Here is a 19,687-nt window from a genome sequence, read left to right on the forward strand (position 1 = left end):
TGATGATGCCCACAGCATTCGAACAAGGGCATCCTTAGGAGCATGACATGATGGAACCGGAAATCTTTGATCTTTTCGTGATCGGCGGAGGCATCAATGGTGCCGGTATTGCGCGCGATGCAGCCGGCCGCGGCCTTTCGGTTATCATGTGCGAGAAGGGGGATCTCGCTGAGGGTACGTCCTCGCGCTCCGGCAAGCTGGTGCATGGCGGCCTGCGCTATCTTGAATATTACGAATTCCGCCTGGTACGTGAAGCCCTGATCGAGCGCGAGGTGCTGCTCAATTCGGCAAGCCACATCATCTGGCCGATGCGCTTCGTACTGCCGCATAGCCCGACGGATCGTCCCGCATGGCTGGTGCGTCTTGGCCTCTTCCTCTACGATCATCTCGGCGGCCGCAAGAAGCTACCGGGTACCCGCTCGCTCGATCTTCATCGCGATCCGGAAGGGGCGCCGATCCTGGACCAATATTCCAAGGGTTTCGAATATTCCGACTGTTGGGTCGATGATGCCCGACTCGTCATTCTCAACGCTCTCGATGCTTCCGCCAAGGGCGCGCGGATACTGACGCGCACGGTTTGCGTCAGCGCGCGACGCGATCAGGGGAACTGGGTCGTCCAGATGCGCGACGAGCGCTCCGGCGAGGTGCGGACCGTCCGCGCCCGCGTGCTGGTCAATGCTGCCGGCCCCTGGGTCAACGACATTATCGGCCGTGTCGTCGGCTCGAACAGCCAGCGCAGTGTCCGGCTCGTCAAGGGCAGCCACATCATCGTTCCGAAATTCTGGGCCGGCCAGCAGGCCTATCTCGTCCAGAACCACGACAAGCGCGTGATCTTCATCAACCCTTATGAAGGTGACAAGGCGCTGATCGGCACGACCGACATTCCCTACGAAGGCAAGCCGGAAGAGGTGAAGGCCGACGAGAAGGAAATCGATTATCTGATCACGGCGGTCAATCGCTACTTCAAGGAGAAGCTGCGCAGGTCCGACGTGCTCGAGAGTTTCTCCGGCGTCCGCCCGCTGTTCGACGATGGCAAGGGCAACCCGTCTGCTGTCACGCGCGACTATGTCTTCGATCTCGACGAGACTGGCGGTGCGCCGCTCCTGAGCGTCTTCGGCGGCAAGATCACCACCTTCCGCAAGCTTTCCGAGCACGCGATGCAGCGGCTTGCAAAATTCTTTCCGAAGATGGGCGGCGACTGGACGCGGGGTGCCACGCTTCCGGGCGGCGAGATTCCGAATGGCGATTACGTTGCCTTTGCCGATACCCTGCGGGCGGCCTATCCCTGGATGCCGCGAGCGCTCGTCAATCACTACGGCCATCTTTATGGCGCCCGCACCAGGCAGATCGTCGGCAATGCGACGTCGCTCGCAGAACTCGGTCGCCATTTCGGCGGCAATCTCTATGAGGCTGAGGTTCGCTATCTCGTGGCTTCTGAATGGGCGCAGGCGGCCGAAGACGTGCTGATGCGCCGCACCAAGGAGGGTCTGCGCATGACGGCCGAAGAGAAGGCGGATTTCGCGGCATGGTTCGACGCCGAGTTGGCGCTGGCCGCCTGACCCAACAGACCTTGCCGGGAGACCTAAAATGCCCTTGACGCTTTCACTCAACACCAACCCGCTTGTCAATCGCTTTGCCGAGCCGGCCGACCTGATCGAGACGGTTGCGCGCGATCTGCGCATCCGCGATCTGCAGTTGACGCATGAATTCATCAATCCGAGCTGGCAGGCGCCGGTCATTCGCCGGCTGACGCGGGACATGCAGGCGGCATTGAAGCGCACCGGCGTTCGCGTAACCTCAGGCATGACCGGTCCCTATGGCCGTCTCAACCATTTCGGCCATCCCGACAAGGATGTCCGCCGCTATTATGTCGACTGGTTCAAGACCTTTGCCGATATCACCGCAGATCTCGGCGGTCATTCCGTCGGCACGCAGTTCGCAATCTTCACTTACAAGGATTATGACGACCAGGTCCGGCGCGAGGAGTTGATCGAGATCGCGATCGAGTGTTGGGACGAGGTGGCCGAACATGCCCGGGCTGCCGGCCTCTCCTACATCTTCTGGGAGCCGATGAGCATCGGCCGCGAATTCGGCGAGACGATCGATGCCTGCCTTTCCCTGCAGGACAGGCTGACGAAGGCGCCGTTCGCCATTCCGATGTGGATGATGGCCGACATCGATCACGGCGATGTCACCTCGGCCAATCCCGACGATTATGATCCCTATGCCTGGGCGCGCGCCGTGCCGAAGGTATCTCCGATCATCCATATCAAGCAGAGCCTGATGGACAAGGGCGGGCACCGTCCCTTCACGGCGGAGTTCAATGCCAAAGGCCGCATCCAGCCCGAACCATTGCTCAAGGCGTTTGCCGAAGGTGGTGCCAAGGACAACGAAATCTGCCTGGAATTGTCGTTCAAGGAGCGTGAGCCCAACGATCGTCAGGTTCTCGCGCAGATCGCCGAAAGTATTGCCTTCTGGGCGCCTCATATCGACACGGGCGCCAACGACTTGCATATCTAGCCGGTGGAGCGGCCGAGTCCCGATTCATCAGGCACCAAATTCTTTCGAGGAGGTAGCCGGATCGGAGCGTTATGGCCGGAGAGAGCAGGCGAGGGAATATGCGGAACGAAGTGAAAAGGAACGGACGATGACGGATGCGGATGCTTCGCTCGCCGTGCGGGCGGCATGGTTGCACTATGCCGGCGGATTGACCCAGTCCGAAGTGGCAAAGCGTCTCGGCGTTCCCTCGGTAAAGGCACATCGCCTGATCGCGCGCGCGGTTGCCGAAGGCGTCGTCAAGGTGACGATCGACGGCGATATCGTCGAATGCGTCGAACTTGAGGCGCAGCTTTCGGCACGCTTCGGGCTACAATATTGCGAGGTCGCGCCCGATCTCGGCGAGGAAGGCTTCGAGTTTCGCGCGCTCGGCCAGGCGGGCGCCGGCTTCCTGCGGCGTGAGATCGAAGGCGGCAGCAACAAGGTAATCGGCCTCGGCCACGGGCGAACGCTCTCCTCTGCCGTGCATCACATGGCGCGCGTCAGCGCCAAGGACTTACGCTTCGTCTCGCTGCTCGGCGGGCTTACCAGAAACTACGCAGCCAACCCCTATGACGTCATGCATCGCATCGCGGAGAAGACCGGCATGCAATCGCATGTGATGCCGGTACCGTTCTTCGCCAATACCCGCGAAGACCGCGACGTGCTGCTTGCCCAGCGCGGCGTGAAGGAAGTCTTCGATCTTGCAAACGGCGCCGATCTTAAGCTGGTCGGTCTCGGCACGGTCGACACCGATGCGCAGCTCGTCTTGTCGGGGATGGTGGAGCCGAAGGAGATCAAGGAGATCACTGCGGCCGGTGGCGTCGGCGAAATTCTCGGCCATTTCTTCGATGCCGACGGCAATATCCTTGAGACCACGCTGACGTCTCGCACATTGTCTGCCTCCTTGCCGCGCACGAAGAGCGAGCGGCTGGTGGCACTATCAGGCGGATTACCGAAGGTCGAGGCCATCCGCGCGGTCCTAAAGAGCCGCTGTCTCTACGGGTTGATCACGGACGAGAAAACAGCGCAGGCACTGTTGAAGAGCGAGGAGTGATACTGCCTGTGAGAACATGAATTTACCTCAATGTAACAATAAAAATGTTGAATTGTTAGATCTTGATGTTATATTTCTCGAAGTTCCATTTCGGACCAACGGTCGGAGTGCAAGGTGAAACGGGAAGAGCGCCAGCAATCGATCATCAATCTGCTCATCGAGCATAAGACCGTCGATCTCGACGATCTGGCGGATCGGTTCGTCGTATCGAAGATGACGATCCACCGCGATCTCGATGATCTCGAGCAGGCCGGCGTGCTGCGCAAGGTTCGCGGCGGCGCGACCATCGATGCCGGCACGCAGTTCGAAAGCGATTTCCGTTTCCGCGAGCGCCAGGGCCATGACGAAAAGCTCGCCATGGCGCGCGCTGCACTCGATCTGGTCGAGCCCGGCATGACCGTCATGATCAATGACGGGTCCATGGCCGCCGTTTTAGGCGAGATGCTGTTGCAGAAGCGGCCGCTGACGCTCATCACTAACAATGCCGCGATCATAGACCGCATGAAGAACGAAAGCGGCATTACGCTGATCGCGCTCGGCGGCGTCTATTCCGCGAAGTTCAACGCCTTTCTCGGCGTCGTCACCGAGGAGGCGCTGTCGCGGCTGAGGGCCGATATCGCCTTCCTGTCGACGCCAGCCGTTTCCGGTAGGCTCGCCTATCATATGGACGACAACGTCGTGCGCACGAAGCGGGCGATGATTGCGTCGGCGGCAAAAAGCTGCCTCCTCGTCAGCCATCAGCGCATTGGGCATACGGCCCTGCATGTGATGGCCGATCTGAGCGATTTCGATGCCGTGATTACCGATCACATGCCTGACGCCGCCATTGTCGAGCAATTTCGCCGCGACGGCATCGCCCTTACCATCGCCTCGAACCAGGATATGACATGACAGAGAAGCCTCGCTATTGGATCGGCACGAGCTGGAAGATGAACAAGACGCTGGCGGAGGCACGCGCTTTCGCCGAGGCGCTGCGTGTTGCCGATACCCTGCGCGATGATCGCATTCAGCGTTTCATCATTCCGCCGTTCACGGCCGTGCGCGAGGTCAAGTCGATCCTGTCGGAAAGCTCCGTGAAGGTCGGTGCCCAAAACATGCATTGGGCCGATCAGGGTGCCTGGACGGGGGAAATCTCGCCGCTGATGCTGAAGGATTGCAATCTCGACATTGTCGAGCTCGGCCATTCGGAGCGTCGCGAGTATTTTGGCGAGACCAACGAAACCGTCGGTCTCAAGACCGAGGCGGCTGTCCGTCATGGCCTGATCCCGCTGATTTGCATCGGTGAGACGCTGGCTGATCGCGAAAGCGGCCGTGCAACGGAGATCCTAAGCGAGCAGGTCGTCGGTGCTCTGTCGAAGCTCTCCGACGCCCAGAAGCAGACTGAAATCCTGCTGGCCTACGAGCCGGTCTGGGCGATCGGCGAAAAGGGGATCCCCGCCGAGCCTTCCTATGCCGATGCGCGCCAGGCCGAGATCATTGCGATCGCGCAAAAGGTGCTCGGCCGAAAGATTCCATGCCTCTACGGCGGATCCGTCAATCCGCAAAACTGTGAAGAACTCATATCCTGCCCGAATGTAGACGGGCTTTTCATCGGCCGCTCCGCCTGGAACGTCGAAGGCTATCTCGACATCCTCGCCAAGTGCGCCGCCAAACTCTGAGGAGACATATCATGAAGCTTGCTATTGCTGGTGACAGCGCCGGTGAAGGTCTCGCCAAGATTCTCGCCGATCATCTGAAGGAGCGTTTCGAGGTGAGCGAAGTCTCGCGCACCGATGAAGGCCCCGATGCGTTTTACGCCAATCTCGCTGACCGCGTCGCCTCCGGCGTCATCGACGGCACCTATGACAAGGCGATCCTCGTCTGCGGCACCGGCATCGGCGTCTGCATCTCGGCCAACAAGGTGCCGGGCATTCGTGCTGCTTTGACCCATGACACCTATTCGGCAGAACGCGCAGCGCTCTCGAACAACGCCCAGATCATCACCATGGGCGCCCGCGTCATCGGCACCGAACTCGCCAAAGCAATCGCCGACGCCTTCCTGGCGCAGACCTTTGACGAGAACGGCCGTTCGGCCGGTAACGTCAAGGCCATGAACGAGGTCGATGCGAAGTACAACGCCCGTTAAGGGTGATTTCAAGTGAGGTCATGCCACGCGGATGGCCGTCTCCCAGCCGGATCGAGCTCAAACGACAGGCGAAGGCGCTTAAAGCGCCTTCGCCTGATTGGTTTCGTCATCCGGTGAGGAGATTGTGGATCGCGATAGGCGAGTTGCCTTGTCACAGCCTGTCAGGCAGCTGGTGCCAGTGATTGCGTGGCCGCCTGGTGGCGCGCCCAGGCGATACCGTCTTCGAGCGAGGTCGCGCGGTAGGCGAGATCGGTGCCACCGGAAAATGCCGCCATGAACCGACGTATCTTGCCGTAGCTATTGTCCAGCACGGCATGCGGGCGTCCAAGCAGGATCGAGCAGATGTGGACATGCAGCCGGTCTGTGACGATCGCGCGCCCGCGGGAGATCTGGCGGATGCCGCGCCGCAACCGGTTATGCGCGGCAGCGTCGAGTTTGCGCAGCCGTATCTCGGCCGGCTTGAGGGCGAGCAAAGCCGTTGCCGCACCAAACGCCTTGGAGATGCGTACACGCTTGGCGGATTCGGTCGTCCAATCCTCTTTCGGAATATCAGGATAGGCCGAAAGGTTGGCATCTCCGACCTTCTCGAGATCCGATCTCAACATGGCAAGGACGTCAAACTCCGGTTCATCCGGCCGGATCGGACCGATGCTGAAGGCCATGTCCGGGCAAAGGCGCACCTCGCAATCGAAGTGCTTATGGGCAAACTCTTTCGATTCTTCGTCGCGCACCAGCAATACGAAATGCTTATGGCGTCCGATGACGCGGGCGCTTTCCTCGATCCGTGCTTGGGACTTGTAATGGATGGATTGCGGGAACTGGATCACCTGCCGATTGGGGAATCGTTCCAGAACCCGTTCGCGAAAGTCCTGATGCGCATCCCAGATGTCGCCGAAATTGCCGCCGCCATGAATGAAGATCGGGCCGGTCGGCATGGTGCGCTCGAGTTGCTCGGGCGAGAAGTCATCGATTCGCGAGACATAGGTCGGCCGCTTGCCATATCGCCGGTTGAGATAGGCCATTTCGCCGAGCCAAATGGCTGAGTCACCGCAATTGCGGATGTCAGGAAAATCGAGGATCGCCAGCGGCTCATCTTTGCTGATGTAATCCTTCAGGCAATCGTGGATCATGTTGTCCAGTTTCGCGATCAGCTGTTGATTTGATTGTAACGTCATTTCCCCATTCCCCCGTTTAGATGACAGGTCAGTCTCCGGCCGACATCGGCCGCGCGTTTTCAGGCAGGAAGAAGTCTCGGCAGCACTTTGCCGAGTATGTTTCGAACCTCCGTTTCCGGGCCGGCCGGCCGCCTCATCAACGTCCACAGCAGGAGCGTCGAACCGCAATAGAGCAGGCCGCCAAGCAGGATCAGGATGGCGAGGTGCGTCACGAGCACGAGCTTGTCGTCCGTGTAGGCAAGATGGCTCGAGGCGAGCGACACGCCTGCTGCCATCACGGCGACGCTTGCAAGTGCCCGAAGGTTCACCGTCAATTGCTTGGCGACGCTGATGCCGGTGAAGCGCCGCACGAGCATCATGTTGACGGCCGTGCTGAATAGGCCGGTGAATACCCGGCCGGCGATGACGCCTGGAAGTCCGTAGAGGATCAGACCACCGATCATGATCGGCACGCGCAGGCAGAACATCTGCGTGTCCCGGACGAAGAGCACACGCGTCTCGCCCTTCGCCATGCCGAGCGGCTGCACCAGCGAGCCCAGTGTCTGGAGTGCAAAGACGGAGGCCAGCGACTGGATGATGAAGATGACAGGCGCCCATTTGTCGCCGAGCGCGAGCCTCACCAACGGATCGGCGGTCACGGCAACCCCGATGCCGGCTGGAAGGGCGACGGCGGCAACCAGCGCCTGCACGCGCTGATAAGCGGCAGCGAGCCTGCCTGGATCGTTGTGAATGCCAGCAAAAGCCGGATAGATGGTCTGGGTAAGGGGCGCGGTCGCCTCCCGCGTCGGCATCATGGCGAGGTTGCTGCCGACCGAATAATAGCCGAGCTGGATGCCGCCAAGCATCTTGCCGACAAGCAGATAGTCGAAGCGCCAGTTGAGCGTGCTGACGATCTGGCCTGCGGTCAGCCAGGCGGAGAAGGAGAAGAACTCCCGCATATGCTGGAAAGTGATCCTGGGCCGGAACGGCAGCACAAGATAGGAGACGATGACATTCGTCGCCTGGCTGATCAGCGTGCCGACGATTAGTGCCCAATAGCTTTGATAGATGACGGCGATCGCAACCGAGGCGACGAAGCCCGCGAACTTCTGCGAAACGGCGAGCACGAACTCCTGCCAGAAGATCAGATCGCGCTGCAGCATGATGCGCCGCGGATTTGTAAGGCCGCCCATCAGCATGCTGATTCCAAGAGCGAACATGACACCCGTCAGCCTCGGCTCATTGAACAGGGCGGCCGCCGGATAGGCAAAGATCGCAAACAGGATGCAGATCGCCAGCCCGCGTGCGGCATTCAGCGTCCAGGCAGCACTGAAATGGGATTCATCCGGTGCATCGTGGCGGATCAGCGCCTCGGAAAGGGAAAGCTCGGTAACAGTCGTGACGATCATGAGGATCGTCATGCCCAAAGCAACCACGCCGAAGTCGGCGGGCGCCAGATAGCGGGCCAGTACGAAGGTGCTGAGGGTTGCAAGCCCGTTCACGATGGTTCGAGACAGGCTTAACCACATGCTTCCCTTGACGAGCCGTCCCGTGATGCTGCTCATGCGATACTGAAGTCCCACTGCGCTATGAGGCGACCTCTTAACCGCACGAATATTCCTTGCCATAACAGCGTCTTAACCGCTGGAATGGCTGCACAGGATTATACAGGATCATATGGTCGCTATGGATGGGGCGGACCCCGGCGTATGAGCGGGAACTAGTTCAGCGAATCCTTAAGTCAACATTTCCAATTCATTTTCACGTCAGTTTTAGTTCATTTTCGCATCATTTTCTTTGCGGTGCAGCATTTGCCCTTCATAGGACCAAAATTGGTAAGGTTGATGCTGAGAAACGCCCCCTCTCTGCAGGCACGAAGGCTTCGCTTTAGATTGCTCACAGCGCCGGAGGACGCAAAAGCCCGGGCGATGAGAAACCGCCCGGGCTTCTTGTCTGCGCGTTAAGCCGAAGGGGCTTTATTTGCCGCTTCTGGTCGCGAGCCACTGCTTGAATTCGACATTCGTGTCTGTCTGGATGGCGCCGACGCCGGCGTCAACGAGTGCTCCCCATACGCCTTCAGGGTCGCTAAGCGCCCGGCTATCGTTGAAGTCGAGATTGTAGGAGACATCGAGCGTATTGATCCAGAGCCGGATATTTTGACGCTCCAGTTCCTCGCGCCCGGCGGCAAGATCGGCAATGTCGGTAAATTTCACTTCGACCATCGGCGCCTTGAGCGGTTCGATCATTCTGAGGTCTTCGATGAATTTTCCGGGCCGGACAGGAAACATCGGCATATGCGGGATCGAGCCGAACCAATCGGCGTCCAGCACCGGGAAACGGCCGCTTTGCGGCTCGACATCCGACTTGATGATGACGTGATCCTCAGCACCCAGCCGCCGCACTGCAGCGATAACCTGCGGCAGTTCGCGGGGGAATTTCGTGTCGATATTGACGAAGACGCGTCCGCGCGCCTCCTCCAGCGCTTCTTCGAGCGTGGGAACGCGTTCATCCGTCAATGCTGCCATCTCTCCGCCGGCGCCGGTGCGCAGTCGGGCCGCGCGGATTGTGGCAAAGCTGCTCGCTCCGACGACACCCCCGGCGGAGGTGGTGCGGTCCAGCGTCTTGTCGTGAATGACGACGAGATGGCCGTCGGCAGTCGCCTGTGTGTCGATTTCGACGAATTCCACGCCAAGCTCGGCTGCCGCACGGATTGCCGCCAATGAATTTTCGGGAGCTGCCGACCAAAGCCCACGATGGGCAATCGTCAGAATGTTTGGATTGGACCGGGAGAGGAGGTCGTAAATATCGGCATTGCGGGTTGAGGGCGAGATGGCGGTCTGGCTATGCATGAGAAAAGCTTTCGTGAGCTGTCGGTTTTCAGGCGGAATGAGCGGATGCGAGGTTTGATGTCGAATGTGAACACCAATGGCTATGGCCGACGCGGTGTATTGGCGCCGATCGCTGCTATGGCTATTAATACACATAAAGTGTAATATTTATGACGAGCAGCCGCGAGTAGGTGGGGATTCGGATTGTGCCCGGACAGGCGAGCGGCTAGGTCGGAATCATAGTATCGGGATTGCAGTCATGGCAGCGCTGGAAAAATCCCCACTGGCAAGCGAGAACGAGCGCCTCATTCTCGATATTGTCCGCAGCTGCGAGCCGATCCCGCGCGCGACCATTACTGCCTATACCAATTTGACGCAGCAATCCGTGCATCGTCTCGTCGAGGCGCTAATGGCTCGCGGCTTGCTTCGCGCCGGTGCGCCGTTCAAGGGCGCACGCGGGCAGCCGAGCCCGACGATCGAATTGGAACGGCAGGCGGTCTATTCGGTCGGTATTTCCGTCAATACCGATGCCGTGACGCTGTCGCTCGCCGATTTCGGCTGCGACGTCGTCGATCAGGAGGTGTTGGGGGGCGTGCCCGCCGATCGCAAGGCAACGCTGGCAATCCTTGCCGAGAAACTGGGGTCGATCCTGGCGCGCCGTGAAATATCGCGTGCAAATCTCATCGGACTTGGCTTTGCCATGTCGGGCTTCTTTGTCGGCGATGATCGTCGCTTCAATGCTCCGGAGCCGCTGCGCGACTGGTCTTTAGTCGATCTGCAGCCGGAGCTCGAGCAAGTGTTCGCATTGCCGGCCTGGTTGGAAAACAACGCAACGACGGGCGCAATCGGTGAGAGCCTGCGCGGTGTGGGGCGCTGGTGCAAGACCTTCGCATACCTGTCCTTCAATTATGGATTTGGCGGCGGTCTTGTTCTGGAGGGAAGGCCTTATTTGGGCTTCCACGGCAATGCTGGGGAATTCAGCGTCATCTACGATCCGGACGAAATGCTGCGCCGGCCAGCTTTGCAATATCTCATCGCCACATTGCGGGAGAGGGGCGTCGAGATAGGCTCCATCGAGGAACTGAAACAGAATTTCGACCCTTCCTGGCCCGGCGTCGAGAGCTGGCTTTCCGAGACCATGCCGATGCTCGACCGTCTGATCGCCGCGCTTGCCGGGGTGATCGATCCGCAAGCCATTGTCTTCGGTGGCCAGTTGCCGCCCGAGCTTGGACGAATGATGATCGCGCGCGCCCGCCTACCGTCGCAGCGTCCGCACCGTTATGGCGCCGCACCGCCGGGACCGCGGCTGGTTCTCAGCGAAACCAAAGGTGACGCCAGCGCGATCGGCGCGGCTCTGCTGCCGTTGAAGTTCCGGTATTTCTTGTGAGCGTGCCGAGCGCCTGTCATGCGGGATTACCGGATGACACCGGTATTTGCCAGCTTTCCGGCAAGTCGGTAAAATAACCCCACGAGGCCCAGGAGAGATCATCTCTGTTGCTTGGTCGCGTCGCCAGCCGCCATTCCGGGGGATCGGGGAAACCGTGCCAAATCAGCCGCATCAAAAGCATGTCCTCACCGTCGCACGTCGCATAAAATTCGGCATCTAAGCTGCGAAGGTCGCTTGCTTCAATGCCGAATACCGAATGGTCGGCATTGAATATGGAAGCCCAGATAATCGTCTTTGCAGCTCTCTTCTGAAATCCAGCCAACTGTAAGTCCGCCACCTCGTCGGGGGCATCCCATGGGTCAGCTTCCCAATCGTTCGACGTCGAGTTCATGCGATCCAATTGCTTCATAGACTGTCCATTCGATCCGCTTCTCGGCCTTGAGAGGCGATAGTCTATGGCGACATGACGTGGTCTGCCAGCAAAGCTTCTCTCATTGTCGTTCCCCTGTGCAGATGCCGCCAAATACGCCTGTTGGCAAACGGATCAAATTCGCCCAGAGCACGGAAACGGTTGGTCGACGGATTTCAGTTCCGCATCATCCACGGTTCAGTGCTTTGTCAGAACCGCTTGCTAATGCACGGCCCATATTTTCTGGACGACCGTATTGGCGCGTAAAACTGCAATCATTGTCGGCAACGGAAAGCTGGAACGCGATATCGCCGGTATCGTGGACGAGGCGCAATTCGTCATGCGTTTCAATGAGCCGGTCCTTTCCGGAGGCATGAGCGGCGAGCGCACTGACATGATCATGCTGGCCGCCTCGAGCAAGATCTTGTATCGGCGGCTTTTGGATCCAAGTTTCATGGATAACGCCGCGCTCAAGGCCGCAAAGGTCTTCATGCTGGCCTATCACCCCGATATCATCCGCAAATATCACCCCCGACCCAACATCTTCCAGCGTCTGCAGGGTCGAAAGGCTGACTGGACGATGCAGGCAATCGAGTTGCTGGGCAGGGCCGGCAAGGAGATCCGCATCATGCCACCGCAGACCTATATGGATGGCTGCGGCGAGCTCCGCATTTCCGGGCGTCACATGCACAAGGTCTTTCCCAGCACCGGCTTCCTTGGCATCCGTTATGTCCTCGCAAGGTTTCCCGCGTCCGAATGGGACATCAAGCTATGCGGCTTCAGCTGGGAAGGGTGGAAGCGGCATGATTGGCAGAGCGAGCGCAGCTGGGTCGAAAACAAGATTGCCAATGATCGCGTCAGCCTGATCGCCTGATCAAACCGGTGTTCTTCATGGATAAAGTCTGGCGGCTTACTGGCTATTGTCGCTGCCGAGCAGCCCACGAAGCTCCGGCAATTTGTCGTTGACCAGCCAGCCATAATAATTTTCTTCCGGCAGTTTCTTACTGCCCGAAGCATCCGCCGCTTGCCGCAAGGCAGCCGCACGGCGGCGCGGTTGGCCGACATTGTAAAGCGTCGCGGTCAGGCCGGGATTGTCGGTGATGTCGAAGCCTTCCGCACGATAGGCGTCGATGGCATCCTTTACGATGGCGGCGATATAGATCACGCTGCGATCGGGGTCCATGATGTCGCGATAGATCGCCTGCGGATCGTCGACGGACAGCTTCGGCAGGCCGCTGGTCGCATGGACGAGATCGGTGACTTCAAGGGCGGTCAAAGGGCTGATCTGTCCAAGGCCGAAGGTCTGGCCGGCAAAGAAAGGCTGGAAGAAGGCGCGCTGGAACGTCATGTTTTCGTAAGCGACGCCGTCGACGACCTTGCCTCGGAAATTCTTGTCCCAGGTCTCGTCACGGCATTCCCACAATTCGGCGCTGCCGGTGAAGGCATTGCAATGGGCGAATTCCGGCTTCTTCAGGAAGGCCTGGACCGTCACGTCCTTGTAGGCGAACTTGAAATCGGACTGCGAATAGGCGAGCGCCTTGACGTAGTAGGACTTCACCCTGTTGACGATCGTGATGTTGTAGGTGTGTTCGCCGACAAGGGCGCCAACGATGTGGATGGGGTCGATCTGATAGGTCTGCCCGGCCTTCCTGATCGAGGCCATCAGCTCCTTATCGTCGCGAAGCACGCCGATGATCTTCTGATATTTCTCGTCGTAGGTGGTGTTGAAGGCCTTAGCCCGCAGTACCGAGGTATTGGGTATGGGCGGCTGAACGCTGTTGCGATTGCCTGGCGGCACGCGCACGAGCTCACGCGCAGAAACCGCGTTCGTCAATGCAAAGATAAAAAGAAGACCGAGTGCCGGGAGTATCGACAGGCGTGTTCGCATTCGCAAAGTGGCTTTCCAAAAATATTCCCCTGCGCGGGACGATCTTGATACGCGATCGCTATCCGAAGGCAAGAGCGCAAGCTTCTTCCGTCTCACGAATCACAATAAACTTCGATCAAAGCAGCTCTCGGCTGTAGAGGCATAGGGGATGTGGCCGTCCAGGGTTGCGTTCCGTGGTCCGGGCTTTCGAAAGGATGTCGATGCAACATCTCGTGATCGCAGGGAGCATCTTGCTTGCAGCGGCCCCCGGCGAAGCCTTGCCGACGATGGCGGATGTTCCGGCGCTGGCCAAGGCGGCGGTCGCGCGGCGCATAGAGGTGCCGCCCTCAGCCATCCATATTCTGGCAGCCAAGCCAAGCGAACGAATGCCGGGCTTCGTCGTTTGCGGCCGTGTCGATACGGGAACCATAACTGACGGCGCCGGCGCGGAAGGCGGAGAACGCTTCTTCGTCGTCATTCCCGGCAATTTTGCCATCCTGGACCAGGACGGCAAAGGTCTGGTCGACAGCTATTGGGCCGCCAATCACTGCGAGTGAGACGCCAGTGCCTTGCTGATCATGGCAAGCTCTTCGGGTGTGCGACCGGATTCCAGCCGAACCCAATCGTTCGGATTATCGGCCGTTTGACGCTTGATGAAAGTGTAGCCCGTTCCGCTCCAGTTTTTAACTGCATCGGTGAGATTGTCTAGGATGAGGTCGCCGTCATTCGTGCGCGCCATCAGGACAAGATGTCCCTCGTTATGGGTGTCGAGGACGACTGTCAGCAGCAGAGCAGATCGTGGCCAACCTGCTTCGACGAGCAATTTCTTCTTTAAGAGAACATAGTCATTGCAGTTGCCGGCACCGTCATCGGGATAGGTCCACCAGTTGATGATGCCGAGCTTGTAGATGCCGTAATGATCGTTGTCGCCGACACCCTCGATCTCATGATTGACGAGACTGTTGATCTGCTGCAGCTGCTCCCAGCGGTCATGATCGAGATCCGCGAACTCCACGCTCTTTTGGCCGGCCACGCATTCGGCTGGCTGCGCCTTACAGAAGCTCGTCCAGCCGACGGGCACGCTCGCTTCCGTCACCTCACGCGCAAACTGATGTGCGTGTGCCGCGGCGGTATTGGCCACGGGTTTTGCCGTTGTCGCTGTCGAAAACAGCAGGCCGGCGACGAAGAGAAAGCTTGCAGCGACGAGAAGTGAACGCATACTCGGCTCCATGAGTTGGGCTCATGAAATCCGACGCGGTCAAATTTATTCGGAAAAAGATTATTCGCATTTTATCGAACCGGCGCTTTTGACCGGTACGGCAATCGAGGACGTCCATTCCTGTGCCGAACTTATGATTTCTGATCGGTTACGAAGCGTGCCCATAGCGGGTACGACCGGAATGTCGGCAAAAAAGATATGGAATTTCATTCACATATCCCACTATCGGAAGAACATCTGGCGTGTTTATGATTTGTTTGTCTTAAATGCGAATCTCCATCGCGGATGGACGATGGAACAGCCACGGAATTGCTCGGGAGGCCTTTATGATCGACGATATTCTCGACCGGATGACGCTTGAAGAACAGGCTTCGCTGCTGTCCGGCGCTGATTTCTGGACCACGGTGCCGGTCGAGCGCCTTGGTGTCCCGAAGATCAAGATCACGGATGGGCCGAACGGAGCCCGTGGTGCCGGCTCGCTGGTTGCCGGCGTCAATGCGGCCTGTTTTCCCGTCGCGATCGCGCTTGGTGCGACATGGAATCCGGCCCTTGTCGAACGAATGGGCGTGGCACTCGCCGGCCAGGCCAAGAGCAAGGGCGCCTCGGTGCTGTTGGCGCCGACGGTCAACATTCACCGCTCCGGCCTGAATGGCCGCAATTTCGAATGCTATTCGGAAGATCCGACACTGACGGCCGCGCTTGCCGTTGCCTATATCCAGGGTGTGCAAAGCCAGGGTATTGCCGCCACGATCAAGCATTTTGCAGGCAACGAATCCGAGATCGAGCGCCAGACGATGTCGTCGGATATCGACGAGCGTGCTCTTCGCGAAATCTATCTGCCGCCGTTCGAGCAGGCCGTGAAGAAGGCCGGCGTCATGGCCGTCATGTCCTCCTATAACAGGCTGAACGGCACCTATACGAGCGAGCATCCTTGGCTGCTGACCAAAGTCTTGCGACAGGAGTGGGGTTTCGACGGCATCGTCATGTCGGACTGGTTCGGTTCGCATTCGACGGCGGCGACCATCAATGCCGGGCTCGATCTCGAAATGCCCGGTCCGACGCGCGATCGTGGCGAAAAGCTGGTGGCGGCGGTGCACAATGGCGAGGTCAAGCCGGAAACGGTGCGCGAAGCCGCCCGCCGCATTCTGACATTGCTTGAGCGGGTCGGCGCCTTCGAGAAGACGCCCGATTTGAGCGAACACGCGCTTGATCTGCCTGAGGATCGCGCGCTGATCCGCAAGCTCGGAGCCGAGGGTTCCGTGCTCTTGAAGAATGACGGCATTCTGCCGCTGCAGAAGGCAGGCCTTGGGCATGTGGCTGTTATCGGGCCGAATGCCGCCGAAGCCCGGGTCATGGGCGGCGGCAGCGCCCAGATCGCCGCCCACTACAGGGTCAGCCCCTTGGAAGGCATCCGGCAGGCACTGTCGAATGCCAACAGCATTCACCATGCCGTCGGCTGCCGCAACAATCGCCTGATCAGCGTCTTCGCCGGCGAGATGCAGGTGGACTATTTTAAAGGCCGCAAGCTTGCAGGACCGGTGATCGCCACCGAAACGGCAAGCAAGGGCGAATTCTTCTGGTTCGACCTGCCATCTTCGGAACTCGATCCCAATGAGTTCTCCGCCCGCATGACAGCCTCCTATATGCCGACGGAGAGCGGCGAGCATGTATTCGGCATGACGAATGCAGGCCTTGCCAGGCTCTTTGTCGACGGCAAGCTCGTCGTGAATGGCTATGACGGCTGGGCTCGAGGAGACAATTATTTCGGCACGGCCAATGCCGAGCAGCGGCAAAGCATCCATCTGGAAGCCGGACAGAGCTACAAGGTGGTGGTGGAGTATTGCTCTTCCGCGACGACCGAGGAGGGGATCAATCTGACGGCGGTACGCTTCGGCGTGGAGAAGCCGCTCGGTGAAGAGGCCATGCTGGATGCCGTTGAGAAGGCAAGGAATGCGGATGTCGTTCTGCTCTTTGTAGGCCGCGAGGGCGAATGGGATACGGAAGGCCTTGATCTGCCCGACATGCGTCTGCCGGGCCGGCAAGAGGAATTGATCGACCGGGTGGCGGCCGCCAATGCCAATACGATTGTCGTGCTGCAGACCGGTGGCCCCATCGAGATGCCGTGGCTCGACAAGGTGCGGGCCGTGTTGCAGATGTGGTATCCCGGCCAGGAACTCGGCCACGCCGTTGCCGATGTGCTCTGCGGCGATGTCGAGCCCGGCGGGCGCCTGCCGCAGACCTTTCCGAAACACCTGTCGGATAATTCCGCAATCGTTGGCGACGCATCCGTCTATCCTGGCAAGGACGGGCATGTGCGCTACGCCGAGGGCGTTTTCGTCGGATATCGCCATCACGACACGCGCGATATCGAGCCCTTGTTTCCCTTCGGCTTCGGTCTTGGCTATACGCGATTTTCTTGGGGCGAGGCGCAGGCTTCGGCAACAAGGATGGGCGCGGAGGGTGTCACCGTAACGGTCGAGGTCACCAATACCGGCGATAGAACCGGTTCCGAACTCGTGCAGCTTTACGTGCGGGCGCTTGCTTCCACTATCGAGCGGCCGGACAAGGAGTTGCGCGCCTTTGCCAAGCTTCGGCTGATGCCGGGTGAAAAAGGCATCGCCTCGCTTGTCGTTCGTCCGCGCGATCTGAGCTATTTCGACGAGCGGATCGGAGCATTTCGAGCCATCGCCGGTCGCTATGAGTTTCTCGTGGCCGCCAACGCCCTCGATATCCGCTCAGCTGTGACGGTCGAGCTTGCAAGCGAATGGATCGGCGAGGTTTCGGATCGTTCGATCTGATATTGCGAACGGCAGCAGCTGACGAAATCGAGCATAAAAAAGGAGGGCGCAGGTCTGCGCCCACAATTGCCGTAGATATCGCCTCGACGCGGGGTGGAATTTCCTAGCGACGGCGCATGCGATGGGGCGGAAGCCGGCCGGAAAAAGCCGATGCCTCGTCGTCCTCTGCCGATGCTTCTACTTGAAAGATTTGCCCGACGGGCTTCGGCCGGCCGAGGAAGAAGCCCTGCGCCTCGTCGCAGCCCTCGACCCGGAGGATTTCGAGCTGATGGTTGGTCTCGACGCCTTCCGCGAGCACAGGGATATCCAGGCTCTTGCCGAGCGTGAGCACGGCGCGAACGATCGCCTTTGCCTGAATGCTGTGATCCACTTCGCTCATGAACGAGCGATCGAGCTTGATCTTGTCGAAGGGGAAGGAGCGGAGCGTATCGAGCGACGAATATCCTGTTCCGAAATCGTCGATGGCAACGGTCACGCCAAGAGCCCGGATTTGCCGCAGCACATGCAGTGTTCGGCTCTTGTCCGCAATGATGGTGGATTCGGTAATTTCCAGCTCCAATCTCGACGGCGACAGGCCGGTTTCGAGAAGGATCGTGTGGACGAGCTTGGCAAGGTCGGCGTGAGCGAACTGTACGGGCGAAAGGTTGACGGCGATCTTGTAGGGTTGGTCCCATGATGCCGCCTCCTTGCAGGCGGTGCGCAATACCCATTCGCCGATGACAAGGATCGTACCGCTTTCTTCGGCAATGGGGATGAATTCCGAAGGGGGCACCGAGCCACGCTCGGGATGATGCCAGCGGACGAGGACTTCGTAGCCGCAGATCTGCCCGGTGCGAACGGAGGTCTGCACCTGATAGTGCAGGTCGAGCTGGTCCAGCTCGACAGCGCGGCGCAGGTCCTGCGCGAGCGTATGGCGGGCACGGGCCGCTTCATCCATCTTGGATTCATAAAAGCAGACGGCGCGGCCAATATCGGCTTTGGCGCGATACATCGCGAGATCGGCATTGCTGACGAGACGCTCCTGGTCGACGCCATCGTCGGGGTAGACGGCGACACCGATGCTGGCGCCTGTCACCGTCTCGAAATCGTCGATCCGGATGGGCTCAAACAGGACTTTCTCCAGCCGGGCTACGAAATCCAGCAGCTCGCTTTGTTCGCGAAAGCGCTTAGCGGCCGCGAACTCGTCACCACCGACACGGGCGACGAACTCGCCGTCCCTGACGAGGCGCAGCAGGCGGCGTCCGATCGCCTTCAGTGCCTGGTCGCCGGCCTTATGTCCTCGCAGGTCGTTGATTTCCTTGAAGCGATCGAGGTCGATACCGATGACTGCAAGCTTTACGCCGTCTTCCTTGGCATGTCCCATCTCGCGCTGCAGATGGTCGGCGAAACTGCTGCGGTTGGGCAGGCCCGTCAGCAGGTCGTTGAGGGCCATATGCTGAAGCTTCTCGATGGATTCGCGCGAGGCGCGCTCGTCGATCATGTAGCTTGCCACGCCTGTACCGATAATAAGCAATCCGCCGCCGGCAACGGCAACCGCCATGGCCTTCAGTGCATAGGTGTCCGCGATCGCAGCGCCAGTTGCAAGCGGCGTGACCGATACGGCCGTCATTGCTGTAAAGTGAAGCGAGACCACAGCGATGACGAAGAGAGCGAGTCCGGCGGCCGGGGAGAACTGCCAAGGCCGGCGTACCGCCTGATTGAGGGCAAGCGCTGCAAAAATCACGGAAAGGGCGATGGAGCCGACAACATAACCCTGATTCCATTCAACGATGCCATCGACGTGGTAAGCCAGCATACCGGTATAGTGCATGGTGCTGATGGCAAGGCCGACGACGGCTCCGCCGAATTCCGGTGCGATGCGCGGCAGGCGCGACAAGGCGGTCGCAAAACCGCCGGCACAGCCGATGGCGGCCAAAAGAAAGGAGGCCATCGTCAGGATGGGATCGAAGGTGACCGGCGCGCCGACCTCATAGGCCAGCATGGCAATGAAATGCGTGCACCAGATCGACGAACCGGCAGCCACGGCGGTCAGGAAGATCCAGCCGCCACGTTGAAAGTCGCGCGTTTTTTCGGCTCGTCGGAGCAGGTTCAGGGTGATCCATCCGCCGCTGACGCAGACGAACGCTGCGAGAAGAACGAGCCACAGATTGTGTTCCGTGAAGATGCAGGAAAGAACGCGCACGCAAAGATCCCAACTATAGCTATCAGGGCGCCATGCTTAACATGGGCAGCTGAACCCGACATCGATGGCTGCTGCTTTCACAGGTAAACACTGAAAATCAAGTAAAGATACTTTGCGCGAAATTGC

The 19,687-nt window shown here is 59.4% G+C and carries 17 protein-coding genes; 10 read left to right on the plus strand and 7 right to left on the minus strand.

Features of this window, described 5'->3' with window-relative positions; translation table 11 throughout:
• The first annotated feature begins 47 nt into the window (after positions 1–47).
• The 6 genes from AC13RM_RS16960 to derI all read left to right on the plus strand — a co-directional run bounded on the left by AC13RM_RS16960 (position 48) and on the right by derI (position 5,717).
• Positions 48–1,559, plus strand: coding sequence for a glycerol-3-phosphate dehydrogenase (locus tag AC13RM_RS16960; protein ID WP_374820410.1), 1,512 nt, complete (start codon positions 48–50; stop codon positions 1,557–1,559).
• Between the two features lie 28 nt (positions 1,560–1,587).
• A complete protein-coding gene (locus AC13RM_RS16965; RefSeq protein WP_374820412.1) occupies positions 1,588–2,520 on the plus strand; it encodes a sugar phosphate isomerase/epimerase family protein in 933 nt (310 codons plus the stop codon).
• 127 nt (positions 2,521–2,647) lie between these two features.
• A complete protein-coding gene (locus tag AC13RM_RS16970) occupies positions 2,648–3,592 on the plus strand; it encodes a sugar-binding transcriptional regulator (protein WP_113233205.1) in 945 nt (314 codons plus the stop codon).
• Positions 3,593–3,706: 114 nt separating this feature from the next.
• Positions 3,707–4,483 carry a DeoR/GlpR family DNA-binding transcription regulator gene (locus tag AC13RM_RS16975; RefSeq protein WP_374820414.1) on the plus strand — a complete coding sequence of 259 codons (777 nt, stop codon included), beginning with the start codon at positions 3,707–3,709 and terminating at the stop codon, positions 4,481–4,483.
• On the plus strand, positions 4,480–5,250 hold the full coding sequence (locus AC13RM_RS16980; protein ID WP_113233207.1) for a triose-phosphate isomerase: 771 nt from the start codon (positions 4,480–4,482) through the stop codon (positions 5,248–5,250). Before AC13RM_RS16975 ends, AC13RM_RS16980 begins: the two co-directional genes overlap by 4 nt.
• Positions 5,251–5,261: 11 nt before the next feature.
• The gene (derI, locus tag AC13RM_RS16985) at positions 5,262–5,717 is read left to right on the plus strand and encodes a D-erythrulose-4-phosphate isomerase (protein ID WP_113233208.1); all 456 of its coding nucleotides are present in this window, start codon (positions 5,262–5,264) and stop codon (positions 5,715–5,717) included.
• 161 nt (positions 5,718–5,878) lie between these two features.
• Here the strand turns inward: derI and AC13RM_RS16990 are convergent, their stop codons facing one another.
• The 3 genes from AC13RM_RS16990 to AC13RM_RS17000 form a co-directional block, all read right to left on the minus strand.
• Positions 5,879–6,892 (minus strand): polysaccharide pyruvyl transferase family protein, encoded by a 1,014-nt coding sequence (locus AC13RM_RS16990; RefSeq protein ID WP_374820416.1) that lies wholly within the window; start codon positions 6,890–6,892, stop codon positions 5,879–5,881.
• A 59-nt stretch (positions 6,893–6,951) separates the two neighbouring features.
• Positions 6,952–8,436, minus strand: coding sequence for a lipopolysaccharide biosynthesis protein (locus tag AC13RM_RS16995; RefSeq protein WP_374820418.1), 1,485 nt, complete (start codon positions 8,434–8,436; stop codon positions 6,952–6,954).
• A gap of 411 nt (positions 8,437–8,847) precedes the next feature.
• On the minus strand, positions 8,848–9,720 hold the full coding sequence (locus AC13RM_RS17000) for a glycerophosphodiester phosphodiesterase family protein (protein WP_374820420.1): 873 nt from the start codon (positions 9,718–9,720) through the stop codon (positions 8,848–8,850).
• A gap of 238 nt (positions 9,721–9,958) precedes the next feature.
• Here AC13RM_RS17000 and AC13RM_RS17005 point away from each other — a divergent pair, with 238 nt between their 5' ends.
• Positions 9,959–11,086, plus strand: coding sequence for an ROK family protein (locus tag AC13RM_RS17005; protein ID WP_374820422.1), 1,128 nt, complete (start codon positions 9,959–9,961; stop codon positions 11,084–11,086).
• 16 nt (positions 11,087–11,102) lie between these two features.
• Here AC13RM_RS17005 and AC13RM_RS17010 read toward each other — a convergent pair whose 3' ends face one another.
• Entirely contained in the window at positions 11,103–11,495 is a 393-nt protein-coding gene (locus tag AC13RM_RS17010; RefSeq protein WP_374820423.1) for a hypothetical protein, read from the minus strand.
• A 256-nt stretch (positions 11,496–11,751) separates the two neighbouring features.
• Here AC13RM_RS17010 and AC13RM_RS17015 point away from each other — a divergent pair, with 256 nt between their 5' ends.
• Entirely contained in the window at positions 11,752–12,369 is a 618-nt protein-coding gene (locus AC13RM_RS17015; RefSeq protein ID WP_374820425.1) for a glycosyltransferase family 29 protein, read from the plus strand.
• A gap of 36 nt (positions 12,370–12,405) precedes the next feature.
• Here the strand turns inward: AC13RM_RS17015 and AC13RM_RS17020 are convergent, their stop codons facing one another.
• Positions 12,406–13,383 carry a DUF1402 family protein gene (locus tag AC13RM_RS17020; protein WP_374820427.1) on the minus strand — a complete coding sequence of 326 codons (978 nt, stop codon included), beginning with the start codon at positions 13,381–13,383 and terminating at the stop codon, positions 12,406–12,408.
• 200 nt (positions 13,384–13,583) lie between these two features.
• Between AC13RM_RS17020 and AC13RM_RS17025 the strand changes: the two genes are divergently transcribed.
• On the plus strand, positions 13,584–13,919 hold the full coding sequence (locus tag AC13RM_RS17025) for a hypothetical protein (protein ID WP_440480188.1): 336 nt from the start codon (positions 13,584–13,586) through the stop codon (positions 13,917–13,919).
• Here AC13RM_RS17025 and AC13RM_RS17030 read toward each other — a convergent pair.
• Positions 13,907–14,581, minus strand: coding sequence for a transglutaminase-like cysteine peptidase (locus AC13RM_RS17030; protein ID WP_440480189.1), 675 nt, complete (start codon positions 14,579–14,581; stop codon positions 13,907–13,909). The genes AC13RM_RS17025 and AC13RM_RS17030 overlap by 13 nt on opposite strands.
• A gap of 326 nt (positions 14,582–14,907) precedes the next feature.
• On the opposite strand from AC13RM_RS17030, the gene AC13RM_RS17035 reads away from it, so the two are divergent.
• A complete protein-coding gene (locus AC13RM_RS17035) occupies positions 14,908–17,379 on the plus strand; it encodes a glycoside hydrolase family 3 C-terminal domain-containing protein (RefSeq protein ID WP_440480190.1) in 2,472 nt (823 codons plus the stop codon).
• Between the two features lie 103 nt (positions 17,380–17,482).
• Here the strand turns inward: AC13RM_RS17035 and AC13RM_RS17040 are convergent, their stop codons facing one another.
• Positions 17,483–19,561, minus strand: a complete 2,079-nt coding sequence (locus tag AC13RM_RS17040) for a putative bifunctional diguanylate cyclase/phosphodiesterase (protein ID WP_374820435.1) — start codon at positions 19,559–19,561, stop codon at positions 17,483–17,485.
• Between the last annotated feature and the right edge of the window lie 126 nt (positions 19,562–19,687).

This window comes from Martinezella sp. CNPSo 3732 (assembly GCF_057784515.1).